The 20,287-nt window shown below is 59.4% G+C and carries 17 protein-coding genes; 15 read left to right on the top strand and 2 right to left on the bottom strand.

The window, feature by feature from the left end; genetic code table 11:
• The first annotated feature begins 186 nt into the window (after positions 1-186).
• Positions 187-1,761 carry a sensor histidine kinase gene (locus RWL87_RS00275; protein ID WP_049342195.1) on the top strand — a complete coding sequence of 525 codons (1,575 nt, stop codon included), beginning with the start codon at positions 187-189 and terminating at the stop codon, positions 1,759-1,761.
• A gap of 155 nt (positions 1,762-1,916) precedes the next feature.
• Here RWL87_RS00275 and RWL87_RS00270 read toward each other — a convergent pair whose 3' ends face one another.
• Positions 1,917-2,165: a WhiB family transcriptional regulator gene (locus RWL87_RS00270; RefSeq protein ID WP_005505386.1), complete on the bottom strand. Its 249-nt coding sequence runs from the start codon at positions 2,163-2,165 to the stop codon at positions 1,917-1,919.
• Between the two features lie 485 nt (positions 2,166-2,650).
• Between RWL87_RS00270 and RWL87_RS00265 the strand changes: the two genes are divergently transcribed.
• Complete coding sequence (locus RWL87_RS00265) at positions 2,651-3,091, top strand: hypothetical protein (protein ID WP_005508577.1); 441 nt, start codon at positions 2,651-2,653, stop codon at positions 3,089-3,091.
• A 50-nt stretch (positions 3,092-3,141) separates the two neighbouring features.
• Here RWL87_RS00265 and RWL87_RS00260 read toward each other — a convergent pair whose 3' ends face one another.
• Positions 3,142-7,605, bottom strand: a complete 4,464-nt coding sequence (locus RWL87_RS00260) for an FtsK/SpoIIIE domain-containing protein (RefSeq protein WP_313968515.1) — start codon at positions 7,603-7,605, stop codon at positions 3,142-3,144.
• Positions 7,606-8,225: 620 nt separating this feature from the next.
• Here RWL87_RS00260 and glf point away from each other — a divergent pair.
• The 13 genes from glf to smpB all read left to right on the top strand — a co-directional run bounded on the left by glf (position 8,226) and on the right by smpB (position 20,260).
• Complete coding sequence (gene glf, locus RWL87_RS00255) at positions 8,226-9,413, top strand: UDP-galactopyranose mutase (protein WP_060824553.1); 1,188 nt, start codon at positions 8,226-8,228, stop codon at positions 9,411-9,413.
• Between the two features lie 2 nt (positions 9,414-9,415).
• Positions 9,416-11,422, top strand: coding sequence for a glycosyltransferase (locus RWL87_RS00250; RefSeq protein WP_060824554.1), 2,007 nt, complete (start codon positions 9,416-9,418; stop codon positions 11,420-11,422).
• Complete coding sequence (locus tag RWL87_RS00245) at positions 11,419-12,300, top strand: ABC transporter permease (RefSeq protein WP_005505397.1); 882 nt, start codon at positions 11,419-11,421, stop codon at positions 12,298-12,300. Before RWL87_RS00250 ends, RWL87_RS00245 begins: the two co-directional genes overlap by 4 nt.
• 4 nt (positions 12,301-12,304) lie before the next feature.
• On the top strand, positions 12,305-13,078 hold the full coding sequence (locus RWL87_RS00240) for an ABC transporter ATP-binding protein (protein ID WP_005505398.1): 774 nt from the start codon (positions 12,305-12,307) through the stop codon (positions 13,076-13,078).
• Between the two features lie 469 nt (positions 13,079-13,547).
• Positions 13,548-14,810 carry an ATPase, T2SS/T4P/T4SS family gene (locus RWL87_RS00235; RefSeq protein ID WP_313968514.1) on the top strand — a complete coding sequence of 421 codons (1,263 nt, stop codon included), beginning with the start codon at positions 13,548-13,550 and terminating at the stop codon, positions 14,808-14,810.
• Positions 14,810-15,664 (top strand): type II secretion system F family protein, encoded by an 855-nt coding sequence (locus RWL87_RS00230; RefSeq protein ID WP_313968513.1) that lies wholly within the window; start codon positions 14,810-14,812, stop codon positions 15,662-15,664. The genes RWL87_RS00235 and RWL87_RS00230 overlap by 1 nt, the downstream gene beginning before the upstream one ends.
• Positions 15,661-16,593: a type II secretion system F family protein gene (locus RWL87_RS00225; RefSeq protein WP_049345773.1), complete on the top strand. Its 933-nt coding sequence runs from the start codon at positions 15,661-15,663 to the stop codon at positions 16,591-16,593. Before RWL87_RS00230 ends, RWL87_RS00225 begins: the two co-directional genes overlap by 4 nt.
• 108 nt (positions 16,594-16,701) lie before the next feature.
• On the top strand, positions 16,702-16,929 hold the full coding sequence (locus tag RWL87_RS00220; protein ID WP_005505403.1) for a hypothetical protein: 228 nt from the start codon (positions 16,702-16,704) through the stop codon (positions 16,927-16,929).
• A complete protein-coding gene (locus tag RWL87_RS00215; protein WP_049344011.1) occupies positions 16,929-17,384 on the top strand; it encodes a TadE family protein in 456 nt (151 codons plus the stop codon). The genes RWL87_RS00220 and RWL87_RS00215 overlap by 1 nt, the downstream gene beginning before the upstream one ends.
• 34 nt (positions 17,385-17,418) lie before the next feature.
• Complete coding sequence (locus tag RWL87_RS00210; protein WP_313968512.1) at positions 17,419-17,886, top strand: pilus assembly protein TadE; 468 nt, start codon at positions 17,419-17,421, stop codon at positions 17,884-17,886.
• Positions 17,849-18,418: a pilus assembly protein TadG-related protein gene (locus RWL87_RS00205; RefSeq protein ID WP_313968511.1), complete on the top strand. Its 570-nt coding sequence runs from the start codon at positions 17,849-17,851 to the stop codon at positions 18,416-18,418. Before RWL87_RS00210 ends, RWL87_RS00205 begins: the two co-directional genes overlap by 38 nt.
• 200 nt (positions 18,419-18,618) lie before the next feature.
• Positions 18,619-19,746 carry a peptide chain release factor 2 gene (prfB, locus tag RWL87_RS00200; RefSeq protein ID WP_303974854.1) on the top strand — a complete coding sequence of 376 codons (1,128 nt, stop codon included), beginning with the start codon at positions 18,619-18,621 and terminating at the stop codon, positions 19,744-19,746.
• A gap of 19 nt (positions 19,747-19,765) precedes the next feature.
• A complete protein-coding gene (gene smpB / locus RWL87_RS00195) occupies positions 19,766-20,260 on the top strand; it encodes an SsrA-binding protein SmpB (protein WP_005505423.1) in 495 nt (164 codons plus the stop codon).
• Positions 20,261-20,287: the final 27 nt, after the last annotated feature.

Below are 20,287 nucleotides of genomic sequence, written 5' to 3'. Positions count from 1 at the left end.
GTGCGAATGTCTTACTATCCATCTGAGGGGTGCATCTCATTGCGCTGCGTCATATTTGCAATTAAAAGCGCACTCCAAGAAATGCTCTGTAAACTATTCCACGTATTGTCGTTTGAATGGGACTCACGACGACCAAACCCGTAAAATGGTTGAATCTACCCGAACTCATGGGAAGCACACAAACATATGTCTTTTGCAGAAGGAATTATGAGCGCCTGCGACTTCGGTCCTGGCGACACTGAACGCGTTCACCTCATCATGGGTGAATGGCAGGTCATCTCTGACATCGCCCAGAGTGACCTGGTTCTATGGTTCCCCACCGACTACGTTGTTGCCGACGGCAGCTCCCCGGATGCCGTATCTGGCCCCAGCGAAACCAGTACTTTCCGTGCCTTCGCGCACGTGCGCCCCTCCAACGTCCGCACCCTCTTCCACCACGACATCATTGAGCAGGAAATGGAAGACGGAATCCGCGACGAGGCATACCGCGTCTGGATTGACCAGAACATCAGCACCTACACCGACGAAGGCAGCGGCGAAGGCGTCGGTGCCCGCCCGCGCGTACACGTAACCTTCGTGCCCATTGTGCGCAACAACCGCACCATTGCGTTGCTGACCAGCCACAAGATTGCCACCCCCAACGGCTACCCCTCCATCAGTGACGAGGTCTACGAATTCGCCGCCGACACCATGCTTTCCATGGTGCACTCCGGCCTGTGGCCCGACCCCCTCGCCCAGGGAAACAACACCCAGGGCAACCCCCGCGTAATTGACGGCATTATTGTGCTCGACCCCGCCGGCCGCGTGGTCGTTGCGTCCCCGAACGCGAACTCCATGTACAACCGCATGGGGCTGAGCGGTTACCTCGAAAAGCGGAACCTCGCCGACGTCACCCGCGCTATGCTTCCTGCCGGTGAGCAGGCAGACGAAACCCTGCAGCTCGTCCTTGCCGGACGCAGCGACCTGCGCACCGAACTTGTCATCGCCCGCGCCCGCGTCACGATGCGTTCCATCCCGCTGCTTGCGCAGAGGCGTGCCCGCATCGAGCGTGAGGGTGCCGTGATTCTTTGTCGCGATGTGACCGAGTTGCGCCGCCGCGAGCTGGAGCTCATGACCAAGGACGCGACCATTCGCGAGATTCACCACCGCGTGAAGAACAACCTGCAGACTGTGTCCGCTCTGCTGCGCTTGCAGTCGCGCCGCATGACCACGGACGAGGCTCGTCAGGGCCTGGAGCAGGCGATGCGCCGTGTGGCAACGATTGCGACCGTGCACGAGGCGCTCTCGCAGGGTCTGACTCAGAACGTCGACTTTGACGAGCTAATTGAGCGTCAGTTCCACCTTGCAGCTGAGTTGGCTTCGCCCGGTCAGCACGTGTCCACCAAGCTGATTGGCTCCTTCGGTTCTTTGCCGAGCCAGTTCGCTACCCCTCTGGCGCTGGTCATTAACGAGGTCGTCGCGAACGCTGTGGAGCACGGCCTGGATGGTGAAACCGGTACCGTAACCCTCGAAGGTATTCGCGGCACCAACGATGAGGGTGAGAACATCCTCACCGTCGTGATTACTGATGACGGTAAGGGCATGGGCGATAAGAAGATTGAAGAGTCCGGCCCGAACGCCTACCGCCCGGTGACCGGTAAGGAAGGCCTGGGCATGCAGATTGTGCGTACCCTGGTGGCGAGCGAGCTGAACGGCTCGATCCGCTGGGAGGCTAACGAACCGACCGGTACCCGCGTGGTCATCACCGCGGTGCTCGTCTAAGCCCCTTCTCGTATGACATATAGAACTGCCGCCGCCCCGAGTATGGGGTGGCGGCAGTTTGCTGTCTAGATAGGTTCTGTATATGACAAAAGCGTGGTGCAGTGACTTTATATCACTGCACCACGCTTTTGATGCCCTATTGAATACTCCGGAAGTTAGGATGCACGGCGGGCACGAGCTGCGCGACGCTTCATCGCACGACGCTCGTCTTCACTGGTGCCACCCCATACGCCGGAGTCCTGGCCGGTCTCGATGGCCCACTTCAGGCAGACGTCTACAACCTCGCAAGAGCGGCAGACAGTCTTGGCCTCTTCAATTTGCAACAGGGCAGGTCCGGTGTTTCCTACGGGGAAGAACAGCTCCGGATCCTTGTCCAAACAAGCTGCACGACTACGCCAATCCACGGTGGACCTCCTTCATGATTTACGGTCTCACGCGGTGGCAAGACACATCTATTTTCCTGTGTGCGTGTCAAATACATCCGATGATGGGATGCTCACCCAGCGTTAGGGTGAAAATTGACTTATCAACTTTCGCATGTTGGAGCGGATGTGACAAGTACTTTTCTCTAAAAAACTTCAGTATTACACTGAGGCATCTATCACTTAGGCAAACCTTTGTCTAATTGAGAGGGTGGGGAATCGCATTCTGACACGCATAGTCTGCACCCCGTCTCATGGGCGAGACGTGGGCGGTTGGGTGAGCGGCACCTCAGGCATAATATAAAGCGGTACCTACCCCTGAAATACCGCACCGACGACGAGGCGGTGAACCCGAGGCGAACCCGAGGCAGGGGAGTACCCACCCGCTAACGTACCAGTGCATCGACCAACGCATCGGACCGAGTACACCCCGGTCTGCCGCCGACACTACCCATGAGGAGCCCACCGTGCCGTCACGCCCGTTCAACGTCATCTATGCATTCGCCCTGACCGAAACCTTCGCGGCATACATCCTGATTCGCGGCATCCTCTACCCCTTTATCATCAGCGGAATGTCTACCGCCCAAGCGATTGTGGGCGGTGTGCTCCAGGTGCTCATTGCCGCTGGCATGACCTACTTCGGTCTGCGTTTCTACCGCGGCCGCTTCGGATCGCGCCTGCCCATGATCCTGATTACCCTCTGCGCCCTGTGGGTCACCGCAAGTACCCTCGTTATGAACGTGAGTGCTTACGGTCTGAACATTGGCCAGTCCATCACGATTGCGGGTGTTATTGGTGCGGCGGCTGCCTTCGTCTTTGTGCTCATGCCCAGTAGCCGCCGCTATATTGAGGCGGTCACCGAAGCATCGGGCGAAGAAGCAGAGAAGTACAGCCGCCGACGCCGCTAAACCCCTAGCGCCGCTAAACCCTAGACGGCTTGGCTCTAGAATGCTCAGCTCTAGACCGCTACCGGAACCTTCTGCGTAGCTGTTACAGCCTGCGCTGCCGTGGTCAGAGCCAGGGGAACCTGCGCCGCGCACACGGAGGCGCCATCCACCACCACCAGGCGACCTGCGGGCTGCTCACCCTGCGTGAATCGATCCAGAGGTAGCGCTGTCACCGTGCACATGTCGGCATCCGCCAGGGATGCGGGTGCGAGCAGAAGCGCACGCGAGCATCCCATGAGCGCAGCCAACAGGGGTGAGGAGGCGCGCCTCGGCCAAGGCGTGTAGGCGACCAGCATGGCGCGGAACTCACCTCGACGCTCCAGAAGTAGCTGCTGAACGGCGGGTTGCAGGTACTGCAGATTGTCAATGAGCACGAGCGTGTGCGCGGGGTTCTTCACCGAGTCCAGGAGCGCGCGGGTACGCTCCACGCTCGGCGGCTCACCTGTAGCACCGCCAGAACCTTCAAGGACGAGGGCTTCCAGCTGCGGGTTGAGCTGAGCAATGCTCTCCAGCAGGGTGCTTTTACCCGCCGACCGGGAACCCTGCACCGGAACTACTGCGCCAGCCGGGGCGCTCAACCACACCGGCATCTGTCGACGGTCAAACGCGACCAACAGCTTAGCGCCCTGCGGATTGCACGCGGTGTGGGCGGCGGCCACATACTCGGTTGAGGGCATGCGATAGTACTCGGGGAACTGCCGCAGAAGAGTGCCGGGGCGAGTATTCGACCCGTTAGAAGCGCTCGCGGCGTTACCCCGCAGAACCTGAACCAGCTCCCGGAAACCCGCAACGCAGGGCGAAAGAATCGAAGCGCTCAGCGGTTGATCCCCGATTAACTCCTCATTGATGGCACCCTCCACGCAGTAGTGGCTCTGCGCCGGGGTCGGGTAGTCCTTGCTTGTGGAACGCATCAGGTCGGCGTCCAGGAAGCGGCGGCTCAACAGCGTGGAATGTGCCGCCGCCGCGAAACGACCGCGCGGGTTCAACGCGGAGGTGAACACCACCGAATAGCCGCGACGGCACCCCTGCGAGAGTAGATCGTAGAGCAGATTCTCCGTATCTGGCTGGCGAACCAGCGCCTCCAGCCAACTGTCCAGACCGTCCACAATGATGAGCGGGCGGGCGGAGCCCTCGGTACCCCACAGGTTCGGGGTGCGCAGCTCCTCCAGGCAGAAACGCAGATGCGAAAGTTCCTGCGCACCCACGAGCGCCTCAAAGGCACCGGCGTAGGGTTCCAAGTCGCGGTAGAGCGCACCGTCAGAGGTCAGCAGAATAACCGGCGTGCGGGCGGCGAACGCCTGAGCCAGGAGTCCGTAGAGCATCGGGGCACGTTCAGCGCTCTGAGCCAGCAGCGCCAGCGTCTGCTGACCCGACCAGCTGATCGGGCGGCGCACACCGTAGCGGGCAATCTCCAACTCACCCAGCAGGCACCCTTCGGAGGCGGTGTTGGGCTCACCAGGTTCCTGAGAGGCAGCCGCCGGGTCAATACCGTACGCGACCGGTCCGCTAACCGGCGCCTCGAGCGCGGGTAGCGGGGTGTTTTCGGGAAGCTCCGGCGGAATCGGGCAGTACTTATCCTCAACCGCCGCGCTCTTCTGCGCACCCAGCGGGGAATACTCGCGTTCATAAAGCGCACGAATCTGCTGCGCCGAACGAATCAGCAGCTCATCCTCATTGCCGCCCACCTTCTGAACGGCAGAAGCGGTAGTCAGTTCACGCCAGCCGCCCTCCTCAAGACCCAGCACCTGAACCGGACGAGCATCGCTGCTCGAGGGGACCGCATCCACCAGCGGGGCGCGGAACGGCAGGGAACGACCATCCGGCAGACGCACATACCCGGCACCCGGATGCGCCGCCGAAATATACGCCGCAGACTCATGCTCCAGCAGGTTATAGGAATCCTGCGCGCTCGCCACACGCAGACAAATGCTCGTGGCAATATTGGCGCGAATATCCTGCGAAATAGCACCCTGCGGACGCTGAGTCGCCAACACCAGGTGCAGGCCCAGCGAGCGACCAATCGTGGCGATGCGCATCAGCTCAGCCATAGCGTCCGGCATGGAATCGATGAGCATGCGGAACTCATCCACCACAATCAGCAGCTCGGGGTAGCGCGGAGTCGTACCCGCCGCTTGGCAGGACGCCAGGTAGTCGCGGTAGGAGTTCACGCCGAGCGCCTGCAGATCCACCTCGCGGCGGTGAATATCGGCGCGCAAAAATTCAAGCGCACGCTCCACCGCGGACACATCAAAATTGCTCAACACGCTGAGCGCATGCGGTAGCTGAGCCAGAGGACCCAAACCAGCAGAGCCCTTGAAATCCACCAGAACCAGGCCGAGGCGCTCGGGCGGGTAACGTAGCGCAGCGCTGAGCACCAGCGAACGCAATAGCTGCGATTTGCCGGCACCGGTCGTGCCACCGAGCAGCCAGTGCGGGCCGTGCTCAGACAGACCAATATTCAGCGATCCACCTGAAGAAACACCGAGGTAGCAGCGAATATCGGAGGCGTAACGCTGAGCGGACCAGCGCTGCAGAACAGACTCCACCGCCATGTCATCGGTGCGGTTTTTCTGCCGCGCGCTCTGCGCCTGCAGGGAAGAGAATAGATGCGCTGACTGGTGCACCTGTGCCTCACCGAGCGCACCCTGCTCCTGCTCGCATCCGGCGCGGTACAGGTTCTCAAGAGCGGCACAGAACGCCTCAACGCTGAGCCCATCGGCGTGCTGGCACAGACCCTCACACGTCAGAGGATGCACCTGGTAGACACCCTCGGTGGGCTGTACCGGAGGCGCCGCATAACCCTGCGCGCGGTAACGGATGCTCTGACGGTGGCTACCCTCACTCGCACACTCAACCCAGGCGGCACCAAAAAGTGCACCGGGTGCATGGGTGGAACTATCACCCTCAGTAGTGCCCAGCACGCAGAGCGCCGGGGCGTTCATCTTCTGCTCACGCGGGGAGGCGAACGCACGGGACTGCGAAGACTCCGTGACCGCCCCAGAGTTCAGCGCGGTCAGCAGGGGAGCGTAGATAGGGCTCGCCTGCAGGGGCATGAGAATCAGCGGCGGAACCGAAGAAGAAAACTCCGATTGCAAGCTGCTCTGCAGAGCCTGCAGATACTTCTCCTGCCGCACGTCCGGCAGACAATGCACGCTCACGCCCGGCACCACAGCCAGAGTCTGCAAGAGACTATTGGTGCGCTGCTGATCAGCGCTCTCAGCGCCAGCCAGCAGAACATGCACCGAACCCGGATAACCCGCCACCAGCTGCACCAGGTAGGCGCGCAGATGCGCCTCCTCCAGCTTCAGGTAGTGGCCGAGAACCGGGGTTGGCAGCGGCAGGTAGTGGGGCGCATCCAGCTTCTCCAGAGCGCCCAGCGGGAGGTTACGGCCACGCAGGTAGGGCTGGCGGGGACCGCACCCGAGCACAATAGCCGGATAGGCGGCATCCTGCAGAGCCGAGGGGCCCGAAATCGCCAGATCGCCCGCGGTCGGCAGGGCGAGGGCACGTTCCTTTTCCTGCAGTGCCGCCTGATGAGTTTGCTGCGATGCGGCACGATTCTCCGCCCGACCACCAAAGAAATGCAGAAGCATCAGCAGCGAAGACGCCGCAGACATCAGCAGAAGGAACCACATACCGGTCACCAGCGCAATAATCAGACCCACCACAATCGGCAGGCACACGCTCAACAGAATCTGCTTGAGCTTACGCGGCGCGGGAGGATTTACGACTACTGGCTCGAAGGGGTTGCCGGCATCGCCCAGGGGAGCAAGCGTCTGTGCGAGCTCGCCAGAGGTCGTGGCAGGCGTGCTCGCCTTTTCTACGGTGTGTTCGCCGTCGGCGCTGGGGGATGTGAGCACGCAGAGTGAGGAGCCGAGGCGGAAAGGCTCGTCCCAGCGCAGGATGCGCGGCTCGGCGCGCTGCATCTTCTTGCCGACCTGTGTATTCTCGTTGCCCTCGCTCACGGCGGGGTGCTTCTCGATCCAGCGGATGCCGGAGCTGTCGGCGTAGAAGTTGCCGTGCACCGGTTTGAGGAAGGGGTCTTGCAGGTGAATGTGGTGTGGCCGTTCTCCTCCACTGGCAGCTAGTGCCGCCCTGCCGAGGCTGGTGCGGCCGCGGCTGATGGGGAAGGTTGCGCCCGCGTCGGGTCCACGCAGAATGTGCAGGAGGCTGACGGCGGGCGCGCCCGGAGTTTGAGATTCGTTCGGAATGTGGCTGTTTGGCGCAATCGAGGCTCCGGCGGGATCCTTATCGTGCGCGGGGCGTAGCTGGAACGTAGTCTCCTGTGCCTGAGCGTGCGCGCCGGCGGCAGGGTGTTGCAGGGCGTGGTTGAGCGCCTGCTCTAGAGCCTGCCGGTGTGCGCTACCGGGGCGCAGCTGTATTCCGGTGGGTGCCGCCTCGCCGTCGAGTCGGAGTACGCGGGGGTAGGGGAGCGCGTTGGTTGTGTTGTGGTGGTCGAGAAAGAAGAGAGTCATACCCTCAGAAAACATTAAAAAGCATTAAAGCTCAATAAATTATCTGTAGATAAACTAATATGTTCGTATTTTTTGAATTTTTCGCCCTATTTTTCAAAAAGCTGTGGATAAATCACCTCAATTGCCTCTCGCATACACCGGTGCGCATCCCCAAAAGTGCTGATGGAGGTACTTCTTTGTGGCGTGTGAGAGCCATGAAACGCCCCCCTCGAACCACCCCTTGCGCCTACAGCTCTAGGTGGCAGCTAATTACCGCCGCAACTAGGGCAGGGTGAATATTTACCCGTAAATAAAATTCCTTAACCATGAGTAGACCGTAAAAATACGCAGAAGAAAGAACTATCTCAGACCGGCGTGACCTCAGGGTTCGTGAAGAATATTCACCCTGAGAAAGAGCGCGCGAACAATAGTCCAAAAGCCACTAAAAACACGTCATAAGTATGCGTGAGGCATGATAAACGGGTATCTTAGATTATGACTATATCCATCACGGGAGGGGCTTTTTGCGCCCACCCGTGCGGATTGCGGCGCGACTGAGAACACTCGGATGTGTCCAATCTGGTAGGTGAATACCGCCCTCGCAGAAGGGGTGGTGCGCCGTGATAATACAGGAGAAAACATTGACCGCTGACCTCGTAGTAGTCGGTTCGGGCCTCTTTGGTCTGACCATCGCAGAACAGGCTGCCACTGAGCTGGGCCTGAAGGTTGCCCTGCTGGACCGCCGTTCCCACATCGGTGGTAACGCATACAGCGAGAAGGAGAAGCAGACCGGTATTGAGGTGCACCGCTACGGTGCGCACCTGTTCCACACCTCCAACGAGCGTGTCTGGGAGTACGTGAACCGTTTCACCGAGTTCACCAACTACGTACACCGCGTGTACACCCGCCACAACGGCATCGTGTACCCCATGCCGATTAACCTGGGTACCATCAACCAGTTCTTCAACGCAGCTTACTCTCCCGCAGAGGCAAAGGCGCTCATCGCTGAGCAGGCTGGCGAGCTGGCTGGTACCGACCCGCAGAACCTGAATGATAAGGGTATCTCCCTGATTGGTCGCCCCCTGTACGAGGCGTTCATCAAGCACTACACCGCTAAGCAGTGGCAGACCCCGCCGGAAGAGCTGCCCGCATCCATCATTTCCCGCCTGCCGGTTCGCTACAACTACGACAACCGCTACTTCAACGACAAGTACGAGGGTCTGCCTGTTGACGGCTACGCAGCATGGCTGGAGCGTATGGCGGCACACCCGAACATTGAGGTCCACCTGAACACTGACTTCTTCGAGCCCGGTCACCAGTACTCTCGCGAGAACGTCCTGGGTCAGATTCCCGTGGTCTACACCGGCCCGGTTGACCGCTACTTCGACTACGCTGAGGGCGACCTGTCCTGGCGTACCATCGACCTGGAAGAAGAAGTCCTGCCGATTGAGGACTTCCAGGGTTGCTCCGTGATGAACTACCCCGATGCTGATGTTCCCTTCACTCGCATCCACGAGTTCCGTCACTTCCACCCCGAGCGTGACTACACCAAGGACGCAACCGTCATCATGCGCGAGTACTCTCGCTTCGCGAACAAGGGTGACGAGCCGTACTACCCGGTCAACACCTCCGTGGACCGTGAGAAGCTGCTGGCGTACCGCGACCTGGCTAAGGGCGAGAACAACGTGCTGTTCGGTGGCCGCCTGGGTACCTACAAGTACCTGGATATGCACATGGCTATCGGCGCTGCACTGTCCATGTTCGACAACAAGATCCGCCCGCACTTCGCTAACGGTGCGAAGCTCGAGTCCGGTGGTGTTGACGCATAACCATGGCTGATAAGACTTTGAAGAACCTGCAGCGGGTTATTTTCCCGAGCGCGGTTGAGACTGACGTCGTGCCCCTGTACGTGGACGCGAGTGTCGCAACCGGCGTTCAGCTGCCGACCCGTATTGACGGCGATGCTTCCACCTCCATTGCGGAGGCGATGAACACCTCCGGTCAGTCTGTGTCGAACGCTAGCGCGAACCGTGATGCCGCGAACAGCCTGAACAGCCGCCGCTCCATCACCGTGAACGCGGGCCAGAGCCTGTCTTTCGGTACGTACTTCAACGCGTTCCCCGCCTCGTACTGGCGCCGCTGGACTGACCTGCAGAAGGTCGTGCTGAGCGTTCAGACTCGCGGCGAGGGCATGGTCATTGTGTACAAGTCCAACGGCCGTGGCGTGATTCAGCGCGTGGATGCGAAGCTGCTCTCCGGCGAGGAGACCAACACCTTCACCCTGCCCCTGGCACCGTTCGGTGACGGCGGCTGGTACTGGTTCGACCTGGCTGGCACCGGCGACCTTGAGCTGGTTGAGGCGAACTGGCTGGGCGATATTGAGCCCCGCGCAGACGTGAAGGCCGGTCAGGCGACTGTGCAGATTACCACCATGAACAAGGTGGAGTACTGCATTAACAACATTCGTGCTCTGGGTGAGAGCCCCGAGATTTTCGATGCCGTGCACGAGTTCCTGATTGTGGACCAGGGCACCCAGAAGGTGCAGGACCACGAGGACTTCGAAGAGGTCGTTAAGCCCCTCTCCGGTAAGTTCCGTATTATCAACCAGGGCAACCTGGGTGGTTCCGGTGGCTTCTCGCGCGGTATGTTCGAGGCTGTCAACAACGGTTCCGATTACGTGCTGCTGCTCGATGATGACGTTATCGTTGAGCCCGAGTCGATTCTGCGTATGGTGACCTTCGCGAACTACTGCAAGGAACCCACCATCGTGGGTGCGCACATGTTCGACATGTTCGACCGCTCGGTCCTGCACGCGTTCGGTGAGGTTGTTGACCCGTGGCGTAACTTCTACGCTAAGCCGCACGAAGACATGGCTATGGGTCACAACCTGGGCCACCACAATCTGCGTAACACCCCGTGGCTGCACCGCCGCGTGGACGTGGACTACAACGGCTGGTGGATGTGCCTCATCCCGACCGCCGTCATCAAGGAAATCGGTCTGTCCCTGCCTCTGTTCCTGAAGTGGGATGACGCTGAGTACGGTCTGCGCGCTAAGGCCGCGGGCTTCGCTACCGTGTCCTTCCCCGGTGCGGGCGTGTGGCACGTGTCCTGGACCGATAAGGATGACTCGGTCGGCTGGCAGGCGTACTACCACGAGCGCAATCGCCTCATTACGGCGCTGCTGCACTCGCCCTTCGATAAGGGTGGCCGCGTGCTACTGGAGTCCCTGTTCTTGGACGTCAAGCACACCCTGTCCATGCAGTACTACACTGAGGCCGGCCGCCTGATGGCGCTGGAGGATTTACTCTCCGGCCCCGATCATCTGCACCCCTCGCTTTCGCAGCGTCTGCCGGTGATTCGTGCGATGGCTAAGGAGTACCCGGAGTCTCAGGTGAAGCCGAACGTGGATGACTTCCCGGCTATTCAGACGAAGAAGCCTCCGTTCCGTGGCCGCCGTTCCTTCGCGTCCCCCGGTTACAAGAAACTTGCTTCCTGGACCGCGAAGACTGTTGCTCGTCAGCTGTTCAAGCCGGTGAGCGAAGAGGCGAAGGCTCACCCGCAGATTCAGCTGAACTACGGTGAGACCAACTGGTGGACCCTGTCGAAGTTCGATTCGGCTCTGGCGACTAACGCTGAGGGTACCGGCCTGTTCTGGTACCGCCGCGACCCCGAGCAGTTGAAGTCGAAGCTGGCTCAGGCAGCTAAGCTGCACGTCCAGCTGGTGACCGGCTGGGAGCAGCTGCGTGAGCAGTACCGTTCGAAGGCTGCAGAGGTTGCGTCCTACGATGCGTGGGCTAAGACCTTTGCTGAGCATACGGATTCTGAGCTGACCCGATGAGCGATTTGAAGTCTGTTCCCCTGAAGGCGCCCGGTCGCGGCCGCGGCATTCTGGATGCGATGAAGAATCGCTACCTGCTTCGACTTCTGGTCGATAAGGAAATCCAGGTCCGCTACCGCGGCTCGGTGCTGGGTATTCTGTGGTCCTACATTAAGCCGGGTGTGCAGTTCCTGGTGTTCTACATTGCCATGGGTCTTTTCCTTGGCCTGGAACGCGGTATGCACAACTACGCTGTGTATCTTTTCTCGGGCATGATTGCTATTAACTTCTTCTCGGAGGGGTTCGGCAATGGTGCTCGCGCCATGGTGGTTAACAGCGCTCTGATTCGCAAGATTTACCTGCCGCGTGAGTTGTTCTCGCTGTCTACGGTGTGGGTGGCTCTGGTGCATTTTGTGCCGCAGATTGTGGTCATGCTCCTGGCGTGTTTTGCGGTGGGCTGGCATCCGTCCTTGTTGGCTTTTGAGTCGATTCTGGCGGGCATGCTCATCGTGATGCTGCTGTCCTATGGTCTGGGTCTGATTTTCGGTGTGGCTAACGTGTTCTTCCGAGATTCGGAGAACATCGTGGACATGCTACTGATGGTGGCTACCTGGTTCTCGCCGGTGCTGTACTCCTGGACCATGGTGCGTGACACCCTGTACCCGTGGGTGTTCAACGTGTTCATGATTAACCCGCTGACCGTTGCGGTGGAGCTGTTCCACTATGGCTTCTGGCATCCGACGCTCCGTCCTGAGGATTTAGCGCTTCCTGCTTCGCAGGTGGTTCCGCATCTCTTCAGCTTCTGGACTCCGATTGCCATTGGTATTTCTCTGCTGACCGTTTTGATTGGTGATTTGCTCTTCCGTAAGTTTGAGGGCAACTTCGCCCAGGAGCTCTGATTCTGTGGATATTAAGAAGCTTGAGTTCCCGCCGGTGAGCCCGGACGCTCCCGTGGTGATTCACGTGGAGAATTTGGTGAAGCGCTTCGTTCTGCGCCACACCCGTTCGATGAAGGAAGCTTTTGTGTGGCTGATTAAGGGCCGCAAGGGTGATCTTTCGGAGAAGTTCAATGCGCTCAACGGCGTGAGCCTGGATATTCGTCAGGGCGAGCGTGTGGCTCTTCTGGGTCTGAACGGCTCGGGTAAGTCCACGCTGCTGAAGATGATTTCTGGTGTGATGCGCGCCGATGAGGGTGAGGTTCTCACACGCGGCAATATTGCGGGTCTGATTGAGGTGGGCGCTGGTTTCCACCCGGATCTGACCGGCCGCGATAACGTGTACCTCAACGGCGCAATCTTGGGTATGACCAAGGATGAGATTGAGGCTTCCTTTGATTCGATTGTGGATTTCGCTGAGATTCACGACTTTATCGATACAGAGGTGAAGTTCTACTCTTCGGGTATGTATCTGCGTCTGGCCTTCTCGGTTGCGGTGCATACGAACCCGGATATCTTCCTGGTGGATGAGATTCTTGCGGTGGGCGATGAGCCGTTCCAGAAGAAGTGTATTGCGAAGATTCAGGAGCTGTGCTCTGCCGGTAAGACTCTTGCCGTGGTGAGCCATGACCTGGATTTGGTGTCGAAGATTTGTGACCGCGGCGTGGTGCTGGAGCACGGTAACCTGCGTTTTGACGGTCCGATTAAGGAAGCTGTGAAGGTGATTCGTGGCGGCGACTAACCGCTAGATGTATCGCTTGTGATGGGGCGTGTATTCCCGATGGGGGAGTGCACGCCCCTTTGCTGTGCCTGGGAAGGAGCGCCCGAAAGTTGCGCACGGGAAGGCGCTGCTGCTGCTGGGTAGGGTTCTTGCGTTTTAGCAGGGGAGGCTGCGGCTTTTAAGACGAAATGTTACGTGTGCACCGAGTGCAATATGGCAGTGATTAGCGGTGAGCGGTTCGAGGGGCGTACCTGCAACTGTTCTGCGAGTCACAGCTGACTAGGTGTTTTGGATTTTAGTGCACTTTAGGTAACGATATGTGCAATTCTATGCATCAAAAATACTCAAATACTATACTCGTAAATATTAAGGGGTGTTTTATTACATTTTGATAAATTTGATGCACTGAGGGTAGAGTGATGGTGGCATTGATGTATCAATGCTTCACCGTATTCCACACAACCACACCACACAGCATCGGATCACTTCAATGGAGAACACCGTACTGGATACCCGGGCGGAGCATCTAACTCTGCTCGAAGAAAATATCCGTGAGGCAATGCGCCACCGCAGCCTGGACCCGCACGAGGACCAGCATGCGGTGCGTGGGCTCATTGACGAGTACCTGACCGATTACGAACAACGGCGCACCCGCATTTCCCTGCCGGATTTGGGTGACCGTGAATCCGTGATTCAGCGCCTGCACGATGAAATCTGCGGCTTCGGCGTGATTCAGCCGTTCCTCGATGATGAGAGCGTTGAAGAAATCTGGATCAACTCTCCCGATGAAATCTTTATCGCCCGCAATGGCGAGAGCGAGCTGACCGGCCTGCACCTGAGCGCCGAGGCGATCAATAGCCTTCTGGAGCGCATGCTCAAGCCTTCGGGCCGCCGCGTAGACCTTTCCTCCCCGTTCGTTGACGCATCCCTGCCGGACGGCTCCCGACTGCACGCGGTGATTCCGGACATTACCCGCAAGCATACGAGCATCAATATCCGTAAGTTCGTGGTGCGTGCCCGCCGCCTGCCCGACCTGGTGCGCATGAACTCGCTGAGCGCCGGCGCGGCCTCCCTGCTGCACGCGGCGGTGGAGAGCGGCATGAACATCCTCGTTTCGGGTGCGACCCAGGCGGGTAAGACCACGATGCTGAACTGCCTGTCCGCATCCATTCCGCCGCGTGAGCGCGTGATTACTTGCGAAGAAATTTTTGAGCTCGCGGTTCCGCTGCGCGATGTGGTGGGTCTGCAGTGCCGCCAGCCGAACCTTGAGGGCACTGGCGCGATTGAGCTGCGCCGCCTGGTCAAGGAAGCTTTGCGTATGCGCCCGGACCGCATCCTCATTGGTGAGGTGCGTGAGGCGGAATCCCTGGATATGCTGATTGCGCTCAACGCTGGTCTGCCGGGTATGTGCACGATTCACGCGAATTCGGCGCGTGACGCGGTGACCAAGATTTGTACCCTGCCGCTGCTGGCGGGCGAGAATATCTCCTCGGCGTTCGTGGTGCCGACCGTGGCGTCCTGCTTTGACATTGTGGTGCATTGCGGTCGTGATTCGCGCGGTCAGCGTCAGGTCGAAGAGATCAGCATGCTGGGTGGCCGTGTTGAGGACGGCGTGATTGAGATGTCCCCGCTGTTCGTGCGCCGTGATGGCCGGATGGTGTGCGTGGCGTTGGAGCTGCCGAACCCGGATCGTTGGGTTCGTGCCGGTCACCGCCCGGAGCAGGTGCTGGCTGCGGCGAAGGCGGGTCAGTAATGCCTCTGTTTCTGAGCCTGATTTTGGGGTTGGGCGTCTGCCTGATTTACCTCTCCTGCTTTCCTGATAACGGCAAGCCGCCGAAGCCGAGTAATGACCCGGCGCTGGTGATTGCGTTGCGTAAGGCGGGCATGCATTCGTTGACGCCTCGCACGTTCATGTGGGTGAGCGTTGCCAGCGGTGTGACTGCCTCGGTTTTGTTGCTGATGGTCACTCAGCTGATGCCCTTGGGTCTGCTGGGCCTGATTGGTGGTTTTGTGGCGCCTCGCGTGGTTGTGAATCATCGTGCTCGCGCGGCGGATGCCCGCATTTGGCAGCTGTGGCCGGATGCGGTGGACCACCTGCGTTCGGCGATTCGTGCGGGCCTGTCCCTGCCGGAGGCGCTGATTCAGCTCTCCTACCGCGGCCCGGAAGAGCTACGCGACGCCTTCGCTCATTTCTCGCGTGATTACCGCGCGTCGGGTGAGTTTGTGCCCTCGCTGAACCGCCTGAAGGAGTACCTTTCTGACCCGGTGGCGGACACCATCATTGAGGCTTTGAAGATTGCCCGCGAGGTGGGCGGTTCTGACCTGGGTAAGTTGCTGGGCACGCTGAGCGATTTTCTGCGTGAGAATGCGCGTACCCGTTCGGAGCTTCTGGCTCGTCAGTCGTGGACTGTGAATGCGGCTCGCCTCTCCTGCGTGGCGCCGTGGTTTGTGCTGTGTCTGATGGCGACTCAGCCTGCCGCGCGCATGGTGTATAACTCGTTTGCCGGTGCGATGCTGATGATTGCCGGTGCCGCTATTTCTTTGGCGGCGTACCGCCTGATGCTGCGTATTGGTGAGTTGCCGCGTGAACGGAGGGTGTTCGGATGAACCTGCCTCTGATTTTTGGTCTGCTGTTGGCGACCGGCGTGGGTCTGATTCTTTCGTCGGTGCTGAATACTCGCAGTATTTCGTTCTCTGATCGTGTGGCATCGCAGCTGCGCGGTGAGACTTTGCGTGAGTCGCTGTTGAAGGAGCAGGAGCGCCGTGAGCCGAGCCTGTTGGAAGCGATTTCGGCGTTCTGTGCGCCGCTGCTTCGTTCGCTATCTTCGTCGTTGAGCGGTTCGTCGCTGAGTGATAGTTCGGTGCAGGAGCGTCTGCGCCGCGCGGGTTCTTCGCAGAGTGTGAGCGCGTTTCGTGCTGAGCAACTGCTGTGGGCGCTTGCCGGTGTGACCGTTATGAGTGCGCTGACCGTTATCGGTGTGGTGCAGGAGCGTTTCTCCATCCTGGTGGCTCTTGTACTGGTGCTGGTGAGCGGTTTGAGCGGCTTTCTGGCGCGTGACTGGTGGCTGGGCGAGGCAGTGACTAAGCGTGAGAAGCAGCTGGTCGCTGAGTTCCCGGCGCTGGCGGAGATGATGGCTCTGTCGGTGACGGCGGGCGAATCGGCGCTAGCGGCTTTGGAGCGTATCTGTCTGACTTCGCGTGGCGAGTTGGCTCGCGAGTTTTCTGAGATTTTGGCGCAGACCCGCACCGGCGTTTCGCTGCTGAGCGCACTGCAGGAGTTTGCAGAGCGTACTCGCGTTCCGGCGCTGAGCCGCTTCGTTGAGGGTATCGCCGTGGCGATTGAGCGCGGCACCCCTCTAGCCGATGTGTTGCGTGCGCAGGCTCAGGATGTGCGCGATAACGCTAAGCGTGAGCTGATGGAAACAGCCGGTAAGAAAGAGATTGCGATGCTCGCCCCGGTGGTGTTTTTCATTCTGCCGCTGACGGTGATTTTCGCGGTATTCCCGGGCCTGTCGCTCATGCGTTTGAACTTTTAGATTTTGCGGCGGGTACACACCGTACCGGCTGCACCGCGGTGGGCTGGGCTGATTGCCCGGCGCGCCGCACCAACCACACACTACACCCTTTGATAGAAGGAGAAAATCATGTTCCGTCGTTTCCGCACCACCCTCACCGTGCTGATTGCCCTGGCTATCGCATCCGTGCTGGCTCTGCGCCTGAAGAACAAGCAGGATGACCCCGAGCGCGGCGACGTGCCCGGCTGGGTCATGATCACCATGATGAGCGCCGTGCTGGTTGCCGCTATCTTGGCGATTGCTCAGCCCGCTCTGACCAAGATGTTCAACGACGCGATTGCTCTGGTTCACCAGTAATGCGTAAGCCCCGCATCGCTTCTGAGCTGACTGCCGCTGAGCTTTCCTCTGCGGAATATTCTGTGGAGGAGAGCGAGCGCGGTGACGCCAGCACGGAATTCGTCATGGTCGGTGCGCTGTTGGTGTTGCTGACTATGGCGATTCTGCAGGTTTCTTTCGCCCTGTATGCACGAACGATGTTGGTGGATGCTGCGGCGGCTGGGGCACGTTACGGTACGATGCGTGACCGCACTCCGCAGGAGGGCATGGAGCGTACCCGTCAGATGATTGAGGGTGTTCTTCCGTCCTCGTACGCTGAGAATATTTCGTACCGTCAGAGTAGTGATTCTACGGGTGTGCGCACTTTGGAGGTGACGGTGAAGTCTCCGTTGCCGGTGCTGGGTCCGTGGGGTTTTCCGGATTCTATTGAGGTGAAGGGGCATGCGATTTATGCGGAGCATCGTTCCGGTGATTAGTGGCTTTTCGCTTCGGCAGCGGGTGAAGGCTCGCTTGAAGAATCGTTCTGATCGGTCTCTTGCTGACCTACCTCTTTCTGAACAACACGGCTCTGAAGAGGGTAGCGCCATTGTGGAGTTCCTGGGCCTAGGTATTACGTTGCTCATCCCGGTGCTCTACGGCATTCTGACGATTTTTAGCCTGCAGTCTTCGGTGATGGCGGCTCATGCGGCGAGCGCCCAGGTGGTGCTGTATGTGCAGGAGCAGCCGCAGGACTCGTCGGTTGGCCCGGATTTGGCTCAGCGTCTGGCGGTGCATGCTGCCGCGGATTACGGGGTTGAGCCGTCCGATGTGAGCGTGTCGTTGAGCTGTGCGTCGGGTGAGTGCGTCTCGGGTACGAAGGCGTACGCCACGGTGACGGTTCAGGCGCGTCTGCCGCTTCTGCCTTCGTTTATGGGTGGCGGCGTGATTCCGGTGAGTTCTCATGCGACGAGTTGGGGGTCTGGTCATGCTGATTCCTAATGGTTCGCCGGCTCACCTGTTTCCGACTGCTCACCTGTTCTCGGCTGTACGGGAGCGCTACGCCCACGTTCGTGCCCGTGCGCAGAGCCGTGCGCTCGCCTCAGGACCGGTCGCATCAGGCCCGGAAGAAGGCAGTATTGCCCCGCTGATTGTGGGCATGCTGGCGTTGCTTCTGCTCATTGGCTCGGTGACGGTGGCGATTACCGGCGCGTATCTGCAGACTCAGCATCTGCAGGATATGGCTGATGCTCAGGCGAACTCGATTACCCGCACGATCCGCACTCCGGAGGAGGCGAGTGGTTCGGCGGCGTGGGAGTATGCGAGCGCGTACCTGGCTGAGGTTCAGCCGGGGCAGGATTTTCAGGCGTTGCGCCTGGAGAACGTGTCCGTGGATTCTGATCACAGTGTGCACGTGTACCTGTCGGCTCGTATTCGTCCGCCGCTGCTGTCGATTCTGGTGCCTGATGGTATTGAGGTGACCGCTCACGGCTCGTCGCGTTTGAAGACGAGCCAGGGCCCGTCCAACGACTAGAGGCGCTGTGAGCCCCATAGACTGCGAGGGTGCATCCGCAAGGTAGTGTAACGGCTAGCGGATGCGCCCTCGTTTTATGCCCTTTTAATGTCTTCGTTGGGCGTCTTCTGCCCTCTGCCTGCATCATCCTTCTGCGCTGTGGGCTGTTGCGGGCTGTAACGGCGGGACTTTCTGGCATTTTCGCGATAGTGTTAAAGGCTATGGCATCCTTCGACTTTTCTGCTGAGATTAAAGAGCTTCGCGCGATTTTCGCCTCTATTGCTGCTGTGAGCGATATTGAGGGGATTGAGCGCGCCATTGAGGACCTGTCTGCGCAGGCTGCCGCACCCGATTTGTGGGATGACGTGGAGAACGCGCAGAAGGTGACGAGCGCACTGTCGTATAAGCAGTCGGAGCTGAACCGTTTGCGTTCGCTATCTTCTCGCATTGATGATGTTGAGGTGATGGTGGAGCTTGCCGAGGCTGAGGACGAGGAAACCGCCGCCGAGCTGCTCGCTGATGCGGAGCGTGAGTGCGGTGAGATCCGCGCCAAGCTGGAGGAGCTTGAGGTGCTGGTGCTGCTCTCGGGTGAGTACGATCAGCGTGAGGCTGTGGTGACGATCCGTTCGGGTGCCGGCGGCGTGGATGCCGCTGATTTTGCGGAGATGCTGCTGCGCATGTACCTGCGTTGGGCGGAGAAGAATGGCTACCCGACGAAGGTTCTGGATACCTCCTACGCTGAGGAGGCGGGCCTGAAGTCGGTGACCTTTGAGGTGAACGCGCCGTACGCTTTTGGTCGCCTGTCGGTGGAGGCGGGTACTCACCGCCTGGTGCGTATTTCGCCGTTCGATAATCAGGGCCGCCGCCAGACCTCGTTCGCGGCGGTTGAGGTGATTCCTCTGATTGAGCAGACGGATGCTATTGAGATTCCCGAGTCTGAGATTAAGGTGGATGTGTTCCGCTCCTCGGGCCCGGGTGGTCAGTCGGTGAATACGACGGATTCGGCGGTGCGTATGACTCACTTGCCGACCGGTATTGTGGTGTCGATGCAGAATGAGAAGTCGCAGTTGCAGAACCGTGCGGCGGCTTTGCGTGTGCTGCAGTCTCGCCTGTTGCTGTTGCGTAAGGAGCAGGAGGACGCGAAGAAGAAGGAGCTTGCCGGTGACATTAAGGCAAGCTGGGGTGACCAGATGCGCTCCTATGTTCTGCATCCGTACCAGATGGTGAAGGATCTGCGTACCGGCTATGAGGAGGGTAATACCTCTAATGTTTTGGATGGCGGTTTGAACGCCTTTATTGATGCTGGTATTCGCTGGCGTGCTTCGGGGCGCGCGGCTGAAGAGAGCTAAGACGTATAAGGATTGAGTGATGGCTCAGAAAAAGAAGAAAGACGCGAAGAAGGACCCGAATAACGCGATTATTGCCCAGAATAAGAAGGCTCGCCACAACTACAACATTGTGGATACCTATGAGGCGGGCATTGTTCTGCTGGGTACTGAGGTGAAGTCTCTGCGTGATGGTGGGGCGTCCATTGTGGATGGTTTCTGCCAGGTGACCGATAACGAGATGTGGCTCGAGGGTATTCATATTGCGGAGTACGGTTACGGTACGTGGACGAACCATGCGGCTCGTCGTCGCCGTAAGCTGCTGCTACATCGTTCTGAGATTAATAAGTTGGCGCAGAAGCTGAAGGAGACCGGTTACACGGTGGTTCCGTTGAAGCTGTACTTCTCGAATGGTCGTGCGAAGGTTGAGATTGCCTTGGCGACCGGTAAGCGTGAGTACGATAAGCGTCAGGCTTTGCGTGAGCGTCAGGATGACCTGGAGGCGCGCCGCGCGATGCGTTACCGCAACCTCGGCTAAAGCTGAGGCAACGGCCGGGGTGCACGG

Source organism: uncultured Rothia sp., assembly GCF_963555405.1.
Classification (GTDB): Bacteria; Actinomycetota; Actinomycetes; order Actinomycetales; family Micrococcaceae; genus Rothia.
This window is presented reverse-complemented; position numbering and strand designations above follow the sequence as displayed.

Coding starts and splice junctions, on each gene's coding strand:
- RWL87_RS00225 (WP_049345773.1), top strand. CDS start 15,661: ATGAACCTGCCTCTGATTTTTGGTCTGCTGTTGGCGACCGGCGTGGGT.
- RWL87_RS00220 (WP_005505403.1), top strand. CDS start 16,702: ATGTTCCGTCGTTTCCGCACCACCCTCACCGTGCTGATTGCCCTGGCT.
- RWL87_RS00250 (WP_060824554.1), top strand. CDS start 9,416: ATGGCTGATAAGACTTTGAAGAACCTGCAGCGGGTTATTTTCCCGAGC.
- RWL87_RS00260 (WP_313968515.1), bottom strand. CDS start 7,605: ATGACTCTCTTCTTTCTCGACCACCACAACACAACCAACGCGCTCCCC.
- RWL87_RS00215 (WP_049344011.1), top strand. CDS start 16,929: ATGCGTAAGCCCCGCATCGCTTCTGAGCTGACTGCCGCTGAGCTTTCC.
- RWL87_RS00245 (WP_005505397.1), top strand. CDS start 11,419: ATGAGCGATTTGAAGTCTGTTCCCCTGAAGGCGCCCGGTCGCGGCCGC.
- RWL87_RS00275 (WP_049342195.1), top strand. CDS start 187: ATGTCTTTTGCAGAAGGAATTATGAGCGCCTGCGACTTCGGTCCTGGC.
- RWL87_RS00230 (WP_313968513.1), top strand. CDS start 14,810: ATGCCTCTGTTTCTGAGCCTGATTTTGGGGTTGGGCGTCTGCCTGATT.
- RWL87_RS00235 (WP_313968514.1), top strand. CDS start 13,548: ATGGAGAACACCGTACTGGATACCCGGGCGGAGCATCTAACTCTGCTC.
- prfB (WP_303974854.1), top strand. CDS start 18,619: ATGGCATCCTTCGACTTTTCTGCTGAGATTAAAGAGCTTCGCGCGATT.
- smpB (WP_005505423.1), top strand. CDS start 19,766: ATGGCTCAGAAAAAGAAGAAAGACGCGAAGAAGGACCCGAATAACGCG.
- RWL87_RS00205 (WP_313968511.1), top strand. CDS start 17,849: ATGCGACGAGTTGGGGGTCTGGTCATGCTGATTCCTAATGGTTCGCCG.